General features: G+C 72.3%; 12 protein-coding genes. 10 read left to right on the plus strand and 2 right to left on the minus strand.

The window, feature by feature from the left end; translation table 11 throughout:
• Positions 1-11 precede the first annotated feature (11 nt).
• The 4 genes from V6U86_RS11430 to V6U86_RS11445 all read left to right on the plus strand — a co-directional run bounded on the left by V6U86_RS11430 (position 12) and on the right by V6U86_RS11445 (position 8,356).
• Entirely contained in the window at positions 12-1,256 is a 1,245-nt protein-coding gene (locus tag V6U86_RS11430) for an MFS transporter (protein WP_334501786.1), read from the plus strand.
• 65 nt (positions 1,257-1,321) lie between these two features.
• Entirely contained in the window at positions 1,322-2,266 is a 945-nt protein-coding gene (gene thrB / locus V6U86_RS11435) for a homoserine kinase (protein ID WP_334501788.1), read from the plus strand.
• A gap of 295 nt (positions 2,267-2,561) precedes the next feature.
• Complete coding sequence (rho, locus tag V6U86_RS11440; protein ID WP_334501790.1) at positions 2,562-4,679, plus strand: transcription termination factor Rho; 2,118 nt, start codon at positions 2,562-2,564, stop codon at positions 4,677-4,679.
• Between the two features lie 203 nt (positions 4,680-4,882).
• The gene (locus V6U86_RS11445; protein WP_334501792.1) at positions 4,883-8,356 is read left to right on the plus strand and encodes a phosphodiester glycosidase family protein; all 3,474 of its coding nucleotides are present in this window, start codon (positions 4,883-4,885) and stop codon (positions 8,354-8,356) included.
• A 45-nt stretch (positions 8,357-8,401) separates the two neighbouring features.
• Here the strand turns inward: V6U86_RS11445 and V6U86_RS11450 are convergent, their stop codons facing one another.
• Positions 8,402-9,298: a phosphatase domain-containing protein gene (locus V6U86_RS11450; RefSeq protein ID WP_334501794.1), complete on the minus strand. Its 897-nt coding sequence runs from the start codon at positions 9,296-9,298 to the stop codon at positions 8,402-8,404.
• A gap of 275 nt (positions 9,299-9,573) precedes the next feature.
• Here V6U86_RS11450 and rpmE point away from each other — a divergent pair, with 275 nt between their 5' ends.
• Both rpmE and prfA read left to right on the plus strand, forming a co-directional pair.
• Positions 9,574-9,798, plus strand: a complete 225-nt coding sequence (gene rpmE / locus V6U86_RS11455; protein WP_030333150.1) for a 50S ribosomal protein L31 — start codon at positions 9,574-9,576, stop codon at positions 9,796-9,798.
• Between the two features lie 133 nt (positions 9,799-9,931).
• Positions 9,932-11,020 carry a peptide chain release factor 1 gene (gene prfA / locus V6U86_RS11460; protein WP_334501804.1) on the plus strand — a complete coding sequence of 363 codons (1,089 nt, stop codon included), beginning with the start codon at positions 9,932-9,934 and terminating at the stop codon, positions 11,018-11,020.
• Positions 11,021-11,085: 65 nt separating this feature from the next.
• On the opposite strand, the gene V6U86_RS11465 is transcribed toward prfA, so the two are convergent.
• Positions 11,086-12,630, minus strand: a complete 1,545-nt coding sequence (locus V6U86_RS11465) for a GGDEF domain-containing protein (RefSeq protein WP_334501806.1) — start codon at positions 12,628-12,630, stop codon at positions 11,086-11,088.
• 73 nt (positions 12,631-12,703) lie between these two features.
• On the opposite strand from V6U86_RS11465, the gene prmC reads away from it, so the two are divergent.
• The 4 genes from prmC (at position 12,704) to V6U86_RS11485 (ending at position 17,128) form a co-directional block, all read left to right on the plus strand.
• Entirely contained in the window at positions 12,704-13,651 is a 948-nt protein-coding gene (gene prmC, locus V6U86_RS11470; RefSeq protein ID WP_334501809.1) for a peptide chain release factor N(5)-glutamine methyltransferase, read from the plus strand.
• A complete protein-coding gene (locus tag V6U86_RS11475) occupies positions 13,651-14,298 on the plus strand; it encodes an L-threonylcarbamoyladenylate synthase (RefSeq protein WP_091406475.1) in 648 nt (215 codons plus the stop codon). Before prmC ends, V6U86_RS11475 begins: the two co-directional genes overlap by 1 nt.
• On the plus strand, positions 14,299-14,910 hold the full coding sequence (locus V6U86_RS11480) for an arsenate reductase/protein-tyrosine-phosphatase family protein (protein WP_334501811.1): 612 nt from the start codon (positions 14,299-14,301) through the stop codon (positions 14,908-14,910). It begins immediately after the preceding gene.
• Between the two features lie 106 nt (positions 14,911-15,016).
• A complete protein-coding gene (locus V6U86_RS11485; RefSeq protein ID WP_334501814.1) occupies positions 15,017-17,128 on the plus strand; it encodes a transglycosylase domain-containing protein in 2,112 nt (703 codons plus the stop codon).
• The last annotated feature ends 165 nt before the right edge of the window (positions 17,129-17,293 follow it).

Below are 17,293 nucleotides of genomic sequence, written 5' to 3' on the forward strand. Positions count from 1 at the left end.
GGTCGCGCTCCGTGGCGTCCACCCTCTCGGTTCTGACCGGCAATCGGAGCTTCCGCAATCTCTTCCTGGCCGAGTTGGTGGTCTTCGGTGCCGACTGGTTCGTCATGGTGCCGCTGTTGGTGCTGCTGCCGCACCTGACCGGCAGCGGTGTCTGGGGCGCGCTGGTGTTGGCGGTGGACACCGGCATCGTGGCACTGCTGCTGCCGTACACCGGCACGATCGCCGACCGCTTCGACCGCCGGAAGATCATGATCGCCGCGAACGTGGCCGCGCTGGCGGGCGTGCTGCTGCTGCTCGGCGTGCGGAACGCCGCAACGGCGTGGCTGGCGCTTGTCGCGATCGGCGCGGTGGCGGTCGCCAAGGCGTTCTACTCGCCGGCCGCCCAGGCCGCGCTGCCCAACGTGCTGGAGCCGCACGAACTCGCCGCCGGCAACGCCGTCGCCGGCTCGGCCTGGGGCACCATGACCGTGGTCGGTGCCTCGCTCGGTGGCGTGCTGAGCACCGCTGCCGGCCCGTACGTCTGCTTCTGGGTGGCGGCGGCGGGCCTGGCGGTCGCCGCGGCCCTCGCCACCCGGATCCGCCGGCCGTTGCAGGCGCCCCGGGACGTCGACCAGCCGGCCCAGCGGACCTGGTCCGCCGTCCGCGAGGCGCTCGGCTACATCGGTCACCGCCCCCGGGTGCTCGCGTTGGTCACTGTGAAGTCGGCGGTGGGCCTGGGCAACGGCGTGCTGACCGTGTTTCCGCTGTTGGCCGGCATGTACGGCGTCGGCCCGCTCGGTGCCGGCCTGCTCTTCGCGGTACGCGGCGCGGGAGCGTTGGTGGGACCGATCCTGATGCGCCGGGTGCTGACCAACCGGGCCTGGCTGCTGCCCGGGCTGGCGTTGTCCATGTCGCTCTACGGCCTGTCCTACCTGGGCACCTCGGTGGTGCGCTGGTTTCCGCTGGTGCTGCTGCTGGTCTTCGTGGCGCACTTCGCGGGTGGCAGCAACTGGGTGATGTCGAACTTCGCCCTGCAGGGCGAGGTCCCGGACCGGTTGCGGGGCCGCGTCTTCGCCACCGACATGATGCTGGCGACGTTGGCGATCTCGGTGAGCCAACTGGCGGTGGCCCTGGTGGTGGACGTGGTCGACGAACGGGTGGTGCTCGCCGGCTGCGGTCTGATCACCCTCGTGTACGCGATCGGTTGGCGGATCGCCACCCGCCGGCTCTCGCTCACCGATCCGGCCGCCGAGCCGGTCCCTGACCTGGCCGGCTGACGTTGGCGGTCCCAGGCAGCGGGCGCGGAGCCGGTTCGGCGGGTCCCTGGCCCTAGCATGAGCGCGTGCCGACGAACCTAACCGCCGGGCCGGTCCGGGTCCGGACTCCCGCGACCAGCGCCAACCTGGGCCCGGGCTTCGACGCGCTGGGCCTCGCCCTCGGGCTCTACGACGACGTGGCCGCCGAGGTCGCATCGGGCGGTGTTCGGGTGACAGTGACCGGGCAGGGCGCCGGTGAGCTGCCCGACGACGACCGACACCTGGTGGTGCGGGCCATGCGCGCCGCGTTCGACGTGCTGGGGGCCCACCCCGACGGGCTGAGCGTGGAGTGCGTCAACCGGATCCCGCAGGCGCGTGGGCTGGGCTCCTCGTCCGCCGCGATCGTCGCCGGGGTGCTGTTGGCCCGTGCCCTCGTCGTCGACGGGGAGCACCGCCTCGACGACGCCGGCGCACTCCGGCTGGCCGCCGAGATCGAGGGTCACCCCGACAACGTGGCACCGTGCCTGCTCGGCGGATTCACAGTGGCCTGGTCCGAGCCGGGCGGCGCCCGGGCGGTCTCCCTGCCGGTCGCCGACGCGGTGCGGCCCACTGTTTTCGTCCCGGCGGAACGCGGATTGACCGCAACCGCGCGGGCGGCTCTGCCGGCCACCGTGCCGCACGGCGACGCCGCGTTGACCGCGGGGCGGGCGGCCCTGCTGGTGCACGCGCTCACCACGGACCCGGGTCTGCTGCTGCCGGCCACCGTCGACCGGCTCCATCAGGATTATCGCGCAGCCGGGATGCAAGCCACGTCTTCCCTGGTCAACGCGTTGCGAGCGGCAGGTGTGGCAGCTGTGGTCAGTGGGGCGGGGCCGACTGTCCTGGCGCTCAGCGAGCCTCCAACGGACTTCCCAGTGGGAACAGACTGGGAGATCTGGCAGTTACCGATAGACGTCAGCGGCGCGCGGGTCGCGCGGGGTAGACTTGGACACGCCGAGCGGGACCCTGTTGCCGCAGGTCGGAAGAGTTGATTACGCTCTAGACCTAGCACAGCCGCGAAGCACGCGATCTCCTGCGGGGCGGCGCACCCCGAAGCTCTCGGCGGTCAGCCCGTCTACCCCTGCCAAGGCCCACGCCGCACCGCAGTTTCCACAGGTCGCCGCAGACGGCGAGACCTGCTCACCGACGTTGGTGAGTCGGGATACCGACCGGCTGCTGTGTCACAGACTCCCGCGACGCGTCCTTGCGAGGCGGGTGCACCGAGGCCGCCCGGCCACCTGAGTTTCGACTCCGGGCAGTCCCGGCCTTATCGAGGGAAGGAATCCATTGAGCGACACCACCGACGTGACGTCGGATGTTTCCAACGTCGCTGGCGATGCCACCACCGCCGCTCCCGCCCGTCGTCGGCGTAGCGGCACCGGTCTGTCGGCGATGCTGCTGCCAGAGCTGCAGAGCCTGGCTGCGTCGCTCGGCATCTCCGGCACGGCTCGCATGCGCAAGGGCGAGCTGATCGCCGCGATTTCCGAGCGGCAGGGCGGCAACGCCGCCGGGACCCCTCGACCACGAGCCGAGGTCGCGGCTGCGGCCGCCCCGACCCGTGAGGGGGTGCGTGCCGAGGTGCGGGAGACCGCCGACCGGCCGGCGGCCGAAGGGCGACGCGGTGCCGAAGAGGCGCCGGCCGAGCCGGCCGCCGAGACCGAGGGCCGTAGCCGCACCCGGCGCAGCCGGACCGCGACGGCGGAGGCCCGGGCCACCGAGGCACGCCCCGCTGAGGCGCAGGCGACCGAGACGCGGGCGACTGAGACCCGTACCGATGAGGCGGGAGCCGGCGAGCGGGCCGACCGTGGCGAGAACCGCCGCGACCGGGCCGAGCGTCCGGAGCGTGCCGAGCGGGGCGAGCGTGCCGAGCGGGGCGAGCGTGCCGACCGGGGCGAGCGTGCCGACCGGGGCGAGCGTGCCGAGCGCGGTGAGCGTGCCGAGCGCGGTGAGCGTGCCGAGCGGGGCGAGCGCAACGACCGGAGCGAGCGGGCCGAGCGCAACGACCGGGGCGAGCGCAACGATCGTGGCGAGCGTGCCGACCGGGGTGAGCGGGCCGAGCGCAACGACCGACCCGACCGTGGTGACCGCAACGACCGCAACGACCGTGGTCAGCGGGCCGAGCGGGACAGCGACGACGACGACGGCGAGGGTGGCGGCCGGCGCGGCCGGCGCAGCCGTTTCCGGGACCGTCGCCGTGGGCGCGGCGATCGCGCCGAGACCGGTTCCGACACCGGCGGGCGTGAGCCGCAGGTCAGCGACGACGACGTGCTCGTCCCGGTGGCCGGCATCATCGACGTGCTCGACAACTACGCCTTCGTGCGGACGACCGGTTACCTGGCCGGCCCGAACGACGTGTACGTCTCGATGTCCCAGATCAAGAAGTACGGCCTGCGCCGTGGTGACGCGATCACCGGTGCGGTGCGGGCGGCCCGCGAGGGTGGCAACAGCGGTGACCAGCGGCGCGACAAGTACAACCCGCTGATGCGGCTGGACACGATCAACGGGATGGAGCCGGAGGAGGCGCGGCGTCGTCCGGAGTTCTACAAGCTCACTCCGCTCTACCCGCAGGAGCGCCTGCGGCTGGAGACCGAGCCGCACATCCTGACCACCCGGGTCATCGACCTGGTCATGCCGATCGGCAAGGGTCAGCGGGCACTCATCCAGTCTCCGCCGAAGGCGGGTAAGACGATGGTGCTGCAGGCGATCGCGAACGCGATCACCCGCAACAACCCGGAGTGCCATCTGATGGTGGTGCTGGTGGACGAGCGGCCTGAAGAGGTCACCGACATGCAGCGGTCGATCAAGGGCGAGGTCATCGCGGCCACGTTCGACCGTCCGCCGCAGGACCACACCACGGTGGCGGAGCTGGCCATCGAGCGGGCCAAGCGCCTGGTCGAGCTTGGCCACGACGTCGTCGTGCTGCTCGACTCGGTGACCCGGCTCGGTCGGTCGTACAACCTGGCGGCGCCGGCCAGCGGCCGGATCATGTCGGGTGGTATCGACTCCACCGCGCTCTACCCGCCGAAGCGCTTCCTCGGCGCGGCCCGCAACATCGAGAACGGCGGGTCGCTGACCATCATCGCCACGGCGTTGGTGGAGACCGGGTCCATGGCGGACACGGTCATCTTCGAGGAGTTCAAGGGCACCGGCAACGCCGAGTTGAAGCTGGACCGGAAGATCGCCGACAAGCGGACCTTCCCGGCCATCGACATCAACCCGTCGGGTACCCGTAAGGAAGAGGTCCTGCTCGCACCGGAAGAGCTGGCCATCATCCACAAGCTCCGGAAGGTGCTGCACTCGCTGGACTCGCAGGCCGCGATGGATCTCCTGCTGGACCGGCTCAAGCAGTCCCGCACGAACATCGAGTTCCTGATGCAGATCGCGAAGTCGACGCCGGGGGAGTGACCCTCCTGCGCTGATCGACGACGAAGGGGCACGGCCGCTGCGGCCGTGCCCCTTCGTCATGTCCCCGGCTCCGCCGCTCTCGGCCCTCGGCTCCCCGGCCCGCATGCCCGCGGCTCCCCGGCCTGCAGGCCATTGTGGAGTTTTTCTTCGCTTCGAGCCAAGGGTCTTGAAACTTCTATTCATAACCGGGTTGACTGTCGTCCATGCGTACCCGCAGACGATCCGCCCGTCGCCCCGGCGTCCTGCTGCTGACGCCGCTGCTCTCCCTGGCCGCGCCGCTGCCGGCCACCGCCGCCCCGCCGGCCCCGACCGTCGTCGCCCCGTCCACCGTCGCCGAGGACGCGCCCCCCGCGTCGTCGTGGCCGTCCAGTTCGGTCGGGCTGGTCGTCGACCCCGCCGCGACCGCCTCGACCTCGGCCGCCGACGGTCTGGAGCCGGCCGGCGGACTGGAGACCACGAAGGCCACCCGACCGGTCGCCCCGGGCGTGCAACTCACCTCCTTCGACCGGTACGACGCCGATGGTTGGCTGCGCGCCGACGCGCTCACCACCGACCTCGCCGGTGGGTCCACCGTCGACTACGTCAACTCCGGGGCGGTCAGCCGAGCCGAGCCGTTACGCGAGGCGGCGAACGCCACACGGGCCGTCGCCGCGATCAACGGCGACTTCTTCGACATCAACAACTCCGGTGCCGCCCAGGGCGTCGGCATCCGCGACGGCCAACTGATCCAGTCGGCGGTCGGCGGTCACCACAACGCGGTGGCGGTCACCACGAGCGGGCTCGGCCGGGTGATCGAGGTGAACTTCGACGGCACCGCCACCCTGCCCGCCGGGCCGGTGCCACTGACCCAGTTCAACAACATGGTGCAGGCCGATGGCATCGGCGCGTTCACCGAACTCTGGGGGACGTACTCCCGGCAGCGGGCGGTGGAGGGCGCGACCCGGGTGGTCGAGGTCACCGTCTCCGGCGGCCGGGTGGCCGGGGTGAGCGGCGTGGCCGGCAGCGGCCCGATCGCCGCCGGCAGCACCGTGCTGCTCGGCCGCGACGCCGGCGCGGACGCGCTGGCGGGACTGCGCGCCGGTGACGCGGTGGCGGTGGCCTGGCGCCCGAAGCCCTCCGACGGCAGCAGCCTGCACGCCGCCGTCGGAGGTGGCGAGGTGCTGGTCCGCGACGGCGTCGTCCAGAGCATCGCCGACCCGACGCTGGCTCCGCGCACCGCGGTCGGCTTCAGCGCCGACGGGCGAAAAATGATCATGTTGACGGTGGACGGTCGGCAGGTCGACAGCCGTGGCGTGACGCAGACCGAGATGGGTCGGATGATGGCTGAGCTCGGCGCCCACCATGCGCTCAACCTCGACGGTGGCGGCTCGTCCACCCTGTTGGCCCGGGAGCCGGGCGCACCGGCCGTGCAGGTGGAGAACGGCCCGTCGGACGGCATCGAGCGGGCCGTACCCAACGGTCTGGCCATCTACGCGCCGAAGGGCAGCGGCCGGCTCACCGGCTACTGGGTCGAGACGGCCAGCGACCCCACCGCCGCCCCGGGCATCTCACCGGTGCGTGGTGGTCGGCCCGACCGGGTCTTTCCCGGTCTGACCCGCGTCCTCACCGCCGCCGGCTACGACGAGACGTACGGCCCGGCGGCCGGCGCACCCACCTGGCGGGTGACCCCGGCGGTACACGGCCGGGTCGACCGTGACGGGGTGTTCCACGCCGGCGCATCGGGGGCCAGCACGGTCACTGCGGCACGTGGCCGGGCCAGCGGCTCGCTGGGTCTGACCGTGCTCGGCCCGCTGACCCGGATCGGCACCACCGTGTCACGGGTCGGGCTGACCGGGCGGGACGGCCAGGCCCTGGTCGGCGTGGTCGGTTACGACGCCGACGGCAACACCGCGCCGATCGAGCCGGCCGACCTGACAGTCGACTACGACAGGGACCTGCTGCGGATCACCCCGACCGCAGACGGCAACCTGGCGGTCAGCGCACTGCGGGACACCGGCTCAGGCCTGGTCACAGTCCAGGTCGGACGGTCCAGCACCGTCCTGCCGGTCACCGTCGGGCTGACCGACGTGCCGGTGGCCGGCTTCGACGACGCCGGGTCCTGGCGATTCAGCCAGGCCCGCGCCAGCGGGTCGGTCGAGCCGGCGCCGGGACACACCGGCACGGGCCTGCGGATGTCGTACGACTTCAGCCAGTCCACCGGCACCCGGGCCGCGTACGCCGACCCGCCCGCCTGGATCGAGGTACCCGGCCAACCGCAGGCCTTCGGCATGTGGATCCACGGCAACGGCACCGGGGAGTGGCCAAGCCTGCACCTGCACGACGCCCAGGACACCCAGCACGTGCTGCGCGGACCACTGATCACCTGGACCGGTTGGCGGTACGTGGAGTTCGCGGTGCCGGCCGGGGTGCAGTACCCGGTGCGGGTGCGCCGGTTCTACGTGGCCGAGACGAACGCCGCGGCGCAGTACTCCAGCGAGGTGATCATCGACGATCTGGTGGCGAAGGTGCCACCGCCTGTCGACGTACCCGCTGTGGCGCCGCGTACCGATCGAGTGGTGGTGCGCGACGGCACTGTCGACGGCGCACCCTGGCGGTTCGCGGTGCTCTCCGACGCCCAGTTCGTCGCCGCCGACCCGGACAATGACCTGGTCGCCCAGGCCCGGCGGACGCTGCGCGAGGTGAGAGCCGCCAGACCGGACTTCCTGCTGATCAACGGTGACTTCGTGGACACCGCCTATCCGGCCGACTTCGCGCTGGCCAAGCGGCTCCTCGACGAGGAGTTGGGCGACGCCCTGCCCTGGTACTACGTGCCCGGCAACCACGAGATCATGGGGGCTCCGATCAGCAACTTCGAGGCCGCGTTCGGCGCCACCTCGCGAGTGTTCGACCACAACGGCACCCGGTTCGTCACGCTGAACTCGTCCACCGGAACGCTGCGCGGCGGCGGCTTCGATCAGGTGCGGGCGCTGCGACAGGCGCTGGACACGGCGGCTACCGACCGGCGGGTCGGCTCGGTCGTCGTGTTGCACCACCACCCGGCTCGCGACCCCAGCCCGGCGCAGGCCAGTCAGCTCGGTGACCGCAAGGAGGCGGCGCTGCTGGAGCAGTGGCTGGCCGATTTCCAGCACCGCACCGGAAAGGGCGCGCTGTTCGTGGGCGGGCACGTCGGCACCTTCCACGCCGATCGGGTGGACGGGGTGCCATACGTGATCAACGGCAACTCGGGCAAGGCGCCATCCACCCCCGCCGACCAGGGCGGCTTCACCGGCTGGACGGAGTTCGGCGTGGACCCGGTCACCCCGGCCGAGGCCGACCGTGCGCGCCGTGACCCGCTCGCCGAGGGGCCGGTCTGGGTGGACGCGGAGTTCCACGCGCACGCCGATCGGCTCACGGTGACCGCCCCGGCCAGCGTCGCGGTGGGCCCCCCGGTGTCGGTCACCGCCACGCTGACCCAGCCCGGTGGGCGTACGGTCCCGGTGGTCGCTCCGGTCAGCGCCGACTGGTCCGCGTCGCCGGAGGTGTACATCGGCTCGGCGGCCGGCGTACGCCCGTGGCACACCGCCCGCTTCGATCCGACCACGGGCACGCTGACGGCGCTACGCCCCGGTGCCCCGGTGCGCCTCACCGTCACCGTCAACACCATCCGCGCCGAAGCCACGATCGCCCTCACCCGATAGGCGCCGCGGAGGGGCCCTTCCCCGACGAAGGGCCCCTCCGCGCGCTCAGAAGTCGCCGTCGGCCACCTGGAAGACGGTGAGGCCGAGGGCTCGCCACATCTGGACCACCTGGACGCGGTCGTCGAAGACGCCGACCACCCGGTAACGGTCCCGGATCTCCCGGTCGTAGATCTCCCGCTTGACGATCGAGTCTTTGCGGGAGTCGCCGACGGCCCGCAGGTGCAGGCCCAGGTAGGGCACCCGTACGTGCCGGGCCAGCCACGCCTCGGTGGCCGCGCGGGCGGAGGCGTCCCGCCCCGAGCAGAAGACCACCCCGTACCCGGCGGCGTGCATCGCCCGGACCGCCGCGATCACCGCCGTGTTCGGCTGGTCCTCGCCCACCCGGGTCATGTCGTACGGGCTGCGGGAGACGGCCAGCGCGACGGTGCCGTCGATGTCCACCAGGACGATCTCCGGTGGCTCGGTCGAGGGCGGGTGCACCACGGCGGGGCGTCCGGTGCGGGCCTGTGGCACCGGCAACGGCAGGGTCCGCCCCTGCAGGTACCGCTCGTGCAACCGGCGGATCGCGTCCGCGCCGACCTGCTCGGTGGCCGGGCGGGCGGCGTCGCGGCGCAGGCACTCGGCCAGCGGCACGTCGGTGAAGTCGTGCACCTCGAAATCCGCGCCGTGCCGGGCGGCCAGGTCGGCCCAGCCTCGCAGGGTCCGGGAGCGCAGGTTGGTGTCGTCCACGCAGACATCCGCGCGGGCCCGCAGGAGCGCCTCGACCTGAGCCTGCTGTACGGCGGTCACCTGCGCCTCGGCCCACTGGGTGAACAGCCGCTCGCCGTGCAGCATCCGGCGCAGGTCGTCCCGGTTGACCCGCGAGACGGACGGTTGGAGCGTGCGGGCGAACGTCGTCTTGCCCGAGGCGGGCAGTCCCCGGGTGGCGATCAGGCGGGTCATCGGCGCACCTCCGGCTCGACGTGCGTACCCCGGTCGGGGTACCTGGCGGCGGTCCGCCGGGTGCGCGAATGCCCCGCCGCGCGGCGGGAATGCGGACGGGTAGGCACGTGTTGACGATGCCGGACGAGGTGTGCGGCCCGATTACCGGGTCGGCTCAGGCCCATGGCACACTGGTCAATCGGCCACCGGTTCCGGTTCACGCCCGAGCCCGTCGCGTACGGCGCGACGAGTGATGACGGCGACCCGGCGACCACCAACGAGAGGACCGAGGCGAGATGAAGGCAAACATCCACCCGGAGTACGTGACCACCGAGGTCAGCTGCTCCTGTGGCAACACGTTCACGACCCGCAGCACCGCCAAGGGCGGGGCGATCCACGCCGAGACCTGCAGCGCCTGCCACCCGTTCTACACCGGTAAGCAGCGCGTTCTCGACACCGCCGGCCGGGTCGCGAAGTTCCAGCAGAAGTACGCCAAGGTTCAGGCCAAGAAGGCCAAGTAGCTCCTCGTTCGGCGCCCGCGTCCGGTTTTCCGCCGGACGCGGGCGCCGTCCGCATTTCCCTCCGTTTTCCGCCCGGCCGCTGGCCTCCCGGCCCGGCCCGGTCGTCGCGCACCGTCGAAGGAGCATCCGCAGCATGAGCAGCGAGCGTCTGGCCGGCCTTCTCGACGAGTACGCGGAGCTGGAGAAGCGGTTGGCCGATCCGGCCATCCACGCCGACCAGGCCACCGCGCGCAGGGTCGGCCGCCGGTACGCCGAGCTGGTGCCGCTGCACAAGGCCGCCGACGAGTTGGAGCAGGCCCGCGCCGATCTGGCCGCGGCCCGCGAGCTGGCCGCCGAGGACCCGTCCTTCGCGGGTGAGGCGGACGCCATCGCGGGCTCCCTGCCGGCACTGGAGGAGCGCCTCGCCGAGCTGCTCATCCCGCGTGACCCGCACGACGCCAAGGACGTGATCGTCGAGATCAAGGCCGGTGAGGGTGGCGAGGAGTCGGCGTTGTTCGCCGGTGACCTGCTGCGGATGTACACCCGGTACGCCGAGCGGCACGGCTGGGTCACGGAAGTGATCGACGCACAGGATTCCGATCTCGGCGGGGTCAAGGACGTTTCCCTGGCGATCAAGACCAAGGGTGTGCCGGAGGGCGGCAACGGCGTCTGGTCGCGGCTCAAGTGGGAGGGCGGCGTACACCGGGTCCAGCGTGTCCCGGTGACCGAGTCGCAGGGCCGGATCCACACCAGCGCCGCCGGGGTGCTGGTGCTGCCGGAGGCCGAGGACGTCGACGTCACGATCGACCAGAACGAACTGCGCATCGACGTGTTCCGCTCGTCCGGCCCAGGCGGCCAGTCGGTGAACACCACCGACTCGGCGGTGCGGATCACCCACCTGCCGACCGGCATCGTCGTCTCCTGCCAGAACGAGAAGTCCCAGTTGCAGAACCGGGAGCAGGCGATGCGGATCCTGCGGGCCCGGTTGCTCGCCGCCGCCCAGGAGCAGGCCGACGCCGCCGCCTCGGACGCCCGCAAGGCGCAGGTGCGCACCGTGGACCGCTCGGAGCGGATCCGCACCTACAACTTCCCGCAGAACCGGATCACCGATCACCGGATCGGCTACACCGCGTACAACCTCGACCTGGCACTCGGCGGCGAGCTGGACGGGGTGCTGGACGCCCTCACCGAGGCCGACCGTGCCGCCCGGCTCGCCGGCGACACCGAGCTGACCCGCCGCTGACCGCGGCGCGCGCCTGTCCCACGGCCCGCCCGACCCGCGCCCTGCCCGCGACGCCAGCCGGCTGATCAGCTCGCGCGGGGGCGGGTCTTGGCCCGGAGCATTTCGCGGTCGGCCTGCTCGAACGCGACGCTGAGCGCGTCACGCAGGCCACTGCCACCGGAGACCTCGGCGAAGCCGATGCTCACCCCGACCGGGGTGCCCGGCACCAGGGACTCCCAGTCCTCCAGCCGGACCGCGGCCTCGATCCGGCGGGCCACCTCGGCGGCCTCGGCCATGCCGGTGTCCGGCAGCACCACCACGAATTCGTCACCGCCGTAGCGGGCCACGAAGTCGCCCCGGCGCATCACCCGGTTGATCACGCCAGCGATGCGTTGGAGCACCAGGTCGCCGGAGTGGTGCCCGTGCCGGGTGTTGACAGCCTTGAAGCCGTCCAGGTCGCAGACGCCGATCACCACCCGGTCGCCACGGGTGACCACGGCGGTGATGTAACGCTCCAGCCGGCGGCGGTTGGGCAGCCCGGTGAGCGGGTCGGTCAACGCCTCACCCTCGAAGCGCGCCGCCTCGCGACGCATCTCCTCGTGGTCGATGCGGGCGGCGATGCCGTCGATGTAGACGTCGCGCAGCCGGTCGTTGCGTTGCGCGGCGAGCCGGAACGCCAGCCGGTCGGCCCGGTGCGCCGCCAGGTGGTCCCCGGCGCGGGTCAGCGCGATGCTGCGCAGCCGGGCTGGTTCGGCCGCCCCGAGCGTCTCGTTGGACACCTGGACGGTGTCCAGTCGGGCGACCGCCTCGATCGGCCGACCGTCGGCGACGGCGAGGCACACCTGCCCGAGCTGACGCAGGTCGCGCGCGCGGGCGCTGTCCCCGCCGTGGGTGATCAACCGGGCCGGCTCGGTGCCTTCGGTCGTCACCTGGTCGCCGAGCGCGGCCTGTCGGGCCGCCGCGTAGCCGTACGCGGCGAGGCTGCTCGGACGCAGTTGCCCGGCCCGCCCGGCGCGGACGAAACGGGCCAGGTCGGCGGCCACGTCCCGGAGCACCCGCAGACAACCGTCGCTGTCGCCGTTGTGGTCCAGGGCCACGGCGTTGCGCAACCGGATGCCCGGTGCGGCGAACGTCTCCTCCGGGATCCCGGCGGTCAGCCCGAGCTGCCGGGCCCGCTCGATGGCGCCCAGCGCGTACCCGTGGAAGCTGAGGTAGCTGTAGGCCATTGCCAGGTCGTGCCAGCCCCAGGCGGTGTCGCGATCCGGGTCGGCGACGGCGCCCAGCGCCCGGGCCGCCCGGACGAGATGCATGACGCAGCGGTCCAGTGCGCCCTGGTGGTGCGCGGCGAGCGCGGCCAGCGCGTTGAGGTGACCGTGCAGATAGGGCTCGGCAAGGTCGCGGACCGCCGCCGACGCCTCTTCGATGGCCCGGGTGAACTCCGCGGTCCGACCGAGATTGATCAGCGCGGAGAGGCGCTGCACCATGGCGTCCGCTCGCGCTGTCGGGTCGGTGGTGGTGCGGATCACACGCTCCAGCAGGACGTACGCCTCCGCGGAGCGGCTCGCCTCCTGCAACGCCCGCGCGTGCGTGAGGGCGTCAACCTGGTCATCGACCCGGTCGAGCCAGCCCACCCGCCAACCTCCTGTCGTGCGCGCATGGGCGCACCTGTTCGTCGCGTCGCCCGCGACGCTTCATGATTATGTCGTGAGTACTTTGCCGCAACACCCCCCCGAAGGGACAGGTCCCGTCCGGCCGTCCGCCGCGGTAGCCCGATCGGCCCGCACGCTCGCCGCCGCCGGGGTCGGCTCCGCCCGGGTGGAGGCCGAGTTGCTGGCGGCGTACGTGCTGGGGGTTTCCCGGGGTCGGCTGGCTCTCGCCGACGACCTCAGCGACGACCAGCTGGCACGGCTCGACGAGCTGACGCGCCGCCGCGCCGCGCGCGAGCCGTTGCAGCACCTGACCGGTCGGGCCGGGTTCCGGCACCTGGAGTTGTCGGTCGGCCCGGGGGTCTTCGTGCCCCGCCCGGAGACCGAGCTGTTGGCCGGTTGGGGCGTCGAGCAGGCCCGGGGTCGGCCGGACCCGGTGGTGGTGGACCTGTGCAGCGGCTCGGGCGCGATCGCGCTGGCGGTGGCTCAGGAGCTGCCGGGGGCGCGGGTGATCGCTGTGGAGCGGTCCCCGGAGGCGCTGGCCTGGCTGCGGCGCAACGCGGCGGAACGGGCGGCGGCGGGGGACCGGCCGATCGAGGTGGTCGAGGCCGACGTGACCGCGCCGGACCTGCTGGCGAAGCTGGTGGGCCGGGTGGACGTGCTGCTCTGCAACCCGCCGTACGTGCCGGACGACGTGGTGGTCCCGCCCGAGGTGGCCGGGCACGACCCGGCGGAGGCGGTCTTCGGCGGTGCGGACGGCCTGGCGGTGATCCGGCCGGTCGTCGTCCGGGCGGCGGTGCTGCTGCGCCCCGGGGGCGTGTTCGGCATCGAGCACGACGACACCCACGGCGCGGCGGTGCCCGCGCTGCTCGCCGAGGACGGCGGCTTCACCGCTGTGGCGGCACATCTGGACCTCACCGGGCGTCCCCGCTACGCGACCGCGTCCCGACGGGCGGACGGCCAGCACGCCCCGATCGGCGCGGCGTGGCAGACTGACTCCTCGTGATGCTCTACGACTGCCGGTCGCCCGCCGATCGGGACCGCGGCATCGCTGCGGCGATCGAGGCGGTCAAGAACGGCGAGCTGGTCGTTCTTCCGACCGACACCGTGTATGGGATCGGCGCGGACGCGTTCACCCCGTACGCCGTGAAGGCTTTGCTTGATGCCAAGGGCCGGGGTCGGCAGATGCCGCCGCCGGTGCTGATCGGCTCGCGGCACACCCTGGACGGGTTGGTCTTCTCGCTGCCCACCGCCGCACGGGACCTGGTGGAGGCGTTCTGGCCGGGTGCGTTGACGATCGTGGTCGAGCATTCGCCGAGCCTGCAATGGGATCTGGGCGACAAGACCGGCACGGTGGCGGTGCGGATGCCGCTGCACCCGGTGGCGTTGGAAGTGCTGCGCGAGACCGGCCCGATGGCGGTGTCGTCGGCCAACAAGACCGGCCAGCCGGCCGCGGTCACCGCCGACGAGGCGCGTGATCAGCTCAGCTACTCGGTGCGTGCCTATCTGGAGGCCGGGCCCTGCCCGGACCCGGTGCCCAGCACGATCGTGGATCTGACCGGTGAGGTGCCGCAGCTGTTGCGGGCCGGGGCGATCCCACTGGAGAAGCTGCGCGACGTGGTTCCGGATCTCGTCGACGGTCGGGCGGTCTGAGTGCCCCCGTTCACGGTTCTGCACGTTTGCATGGGCAACATCTGCCGCTCGCCCATGGCGGAGCGGCTGCTGGCCCTGGCGGTGCGGGAGCGCCTGACCCGGCGGGCGCAGGACCCGGCCCAGGCCGAGGTGCTGGTGCACAGCCACAGCGCCGGCACGGGTGGCTGGCACGCGGGCGAGGAGATGAACCCGCCGGCGGCACGGCAGGTCACCGGCCGTGGTGGGGACGTGGCGGGGTTCGCCGCGCGCAAGCTGCGTTCGGACCACATCGACGCCGCCGACCTGGTCCTGACCGCCACCGCCGACCAGCAGGAGTACGTGGTGGCGCTTCGTCCGGACGCGGCGGCCCGCACGTTCGTGCTGGGCGAGTTCGGCCGGCTGCTGGCTGCGGTGGACGCCGCCGCGCTGCCACCGGACGGCGCCACCCCGGAGGCCGTGTACGCCCGGGGCGTGGCCCTGGTGGCGGCGGCCCACGACGCGCGGCTGGGCGCTTCGGCGCTGTCCACCGATGATCTGGATGACCCGTGGGGTCGTGGCGACCAGTGCTTCAGCCGGGTCGCCGACGAGATCGAGGAGACGGTCCACCCGCTGGCCGGCGTACTGCTGCCCTGAGCGTGGTGCGAGTTTCCTCCGGGTTTGGGGAAAACCCAGGGCTAAAGGGGTGTTCCGGGTCATTCTGAACGGGTCCTAGCGTGACCGGCTCCTGCGGGGAGAGCTGATGATCCGGGCCCGACTCGACAAACTGCTGACCGTGGTGATCGCCGGCGTGCTGGCCGGGTTGGTGCTGGCCGGGGCTGCCCTGCCCGTGGCCCTGGTCTTCGGGATCGGCTTCAGCGCACTGTCGACGCCCTACTCGGAGCTGCCGAACACGCTCCGCACGCCGCCCACCGCGCAGCGCTCCAACCTCTACGCCAACGACGGCACCACCCTGATCACGTCCTTCTATCAGGAGGACCGGGTGGACGTGCCGTTGCACGAGGTGGCTCCGGTGATGCGCCAAGCGATCGTGGCCGCCGAGGACGTCCGGTTCTACCAGCACAGCGGGGTCGACCTGCGGGGCGTGGTGCGCGCGTTCACCGTCAACAAGCGCGACGGTCAGACCCGGCAGGGCGCCTCCACGCTGACCATGCAGTACGTCCGCAACGTGCTCAGCAACGACCCCCGACTGACCGAGGCGCAGCGGGAAGCCGCCACCGAACTCACCACCGTCCGCAAGCTTCAGGAGATGCGGTACGCGCTCGCCTTGGAGCGGGAGCTCGACAAGGACGAGATCCTGACCCGCTACCTCAACATCGCCTACTTCGGCGCCGGGGCGTACGGCATCGCGGCGGCCAGCAAGCGGTACTTCTCCCGTTCCCCGGCCGAGCTGACCCTGGCCCAGGCGGCACTACTCGCCGGCCTGGTGCGTTCGCCGGACAGCGACGATCCGATCAACGGCGACGCCGACAGCGCGGTGGCCCGGCGCTCGTACGTCCTGGAGCGGCTGGTGGAGTCGGGGCAGGTGCCGGCTGACGCGGCCGCGGCGGCGCGCGCCGAACCGCTGCAGTTGCGGCCCAGCGAGACCCCCAACGACTGCACGGGGGTGCCCGACGGGCACAACGACTGGGGCTTCTTCTGTGACTGGTTCACCCGCTGGTGGAGCAGCCAGTCCGCGTTTGGGGCGACCGCCGACGAGCGGCAGCGCACGCTGCGCCGGGGCGGGTTCTCCATCGTGTCGTCGCTGGACCCGGGAGTGCAGCGGGCCACCACCGAGCAGGTGTTGAAGATCTATCCCACGACCAGGGCCGAGGCGGTGCCCACCGCCGTGGTGCAACCGGGCACCGGGCGGGTGCTGGCGATGTCGGTGAACCGCGCGTACAGCGTGGCGGACAACCCGGTCGGGCAGAAGAACCGCCCGAACACCGTCAACCAGTTGATCGCCGGAGGCGGCGCGATCGAGGGGTACCAGGGCGGCTCGACGTTCAAGCTCTTCACCATGCTGGCGGCGCTGGAGTCCGGCCTGCCGTTGTCGACCGACTTCGTGGCGCCGACCCAGTTGCTCACCCGCTTCCCGGTGACCGGGGCGGCGAGTTGCGACGGTCGGTGGTGCCCGGCGAACGCCAGCCCGTCGTCGATGGACGGCCCCCGCACCATGTGGAGCGCGTTCGGCCGCTCGGTGAACACGTACTTCGCCTGGCTCACCGAGAAGGTCGGTGCCGACCGGGTGGTGGAGATGGCCGAGCGACTCGGCATCGTGCTGCGGGCCGAGTCCGACGCCAAGCTGGCCCGCTACGGCGCGAAGGACTGGGGTCCGTTCACCCTGGGCGTGGCCGCGACCACCCCGTTGGACCTGGCTACCGCGTACGCCACGGTGGCGGCCGAGGGGACCAGGTGCGCGCCGTTGCCGGTGGTCTCGATCACCGACTCGGGCGGCCGGCCGGTCGACGCCGCCAAGCCGGACTGCCGGCAGGTGCTCGACGCCGACGTGGCGCGGGCGGCCACCGACGCGGCTCGCTGCCCGGTCGGGGACCAGTCGATGTACGGGCGTTGCGACGGTGCCACCGCACCCGGGCTGCGCGCGAAGCTCGGCCGTCCGGTGGCGGGCAAGACCGGCAGCTCGGAACGGTACGAGACGGAGACGGTGGTGGCGTTCACGCCGCAGCTCGTGGTCGCCTCGATGGCCGCCAACCCGGACGACCCCCGCGACGCGGTCGGTCAGGCGGTGCAGGCCGAGATGGTGAAGGCGGTCGGTGAGGTGCTGACCTTCGCCCTGCGCGACCAACCGGTCCACGACTTCGTCCCGCCGAGTGAACGAACCGCCTTCCAGACCCAACCCCAAGCCGGCAACTAACCCCCACCCCAACCCCAACCCCACCCCAACCCCACCCCCCCCCCACCCCAACCCCACCCCACCCCCGATCTTGCACTTCCTGCCGTGACAAAAGGCGCCTAGGTCTGCAAATCGGCAACACAAAGTGCAAGATCGCGGGGATCGGGGATCGGGGAGCGGGGAGCG

It is taken from the genome of Micromonospora sp. CPCC 205558, from assembly GCF_036902955.1.
Taxonomy (GTDB): Bacteria; Actinomycetota; Actinomycetes; order Mycobacteriales; family Micromonosporaceae; genus Micromonospora.

Bases quoted from the DNA above. Each gene is read 5' to 3' on its own strand.
- V6U86_RS11485 (WP_334501814.1), top strand. From the start codon at position 15,017: ATGATCCGGGCCCGACTCGACAAACTGCTGACCGTGGTGATCGCCGGC.
- V6U86_RS11445 (WP_334501792.1), top strand. From the start codon at position 4,883: ATGCGTACCCGCAGACGATCCGCCCGTCGCCCCGGCGTCCTGCTGCTG.
- prfA (WP_334501804.1), top strand. From the start codon at position 9,932: ATGAGCAGCGAGCGTCTGGCCGGCCTTCTCGACGAGTACGCGGAGCTG.
- rpmE (WP_030333150.1), top strand. From the start codon at position 9,574: ATGAAGGCAAACATCCACCCGGAGTACGTGACCACCGAGGTCAGCTGC.
- V6U86_RS11450 (WP_334501794.1), bottom strand. From the start codon at position 9,298: ATGACCCGCCTGATCGCCACCCGGGGACTGCCCGCCTCGGGCAAGACG.
- V6U86_RS11475 (WP_091406475.1), top strand. From the start codon at position 13,651: ATGCTCTACGACTGCCGGTCGCCCGCCGATCGGGACCGCGGCATCGCT.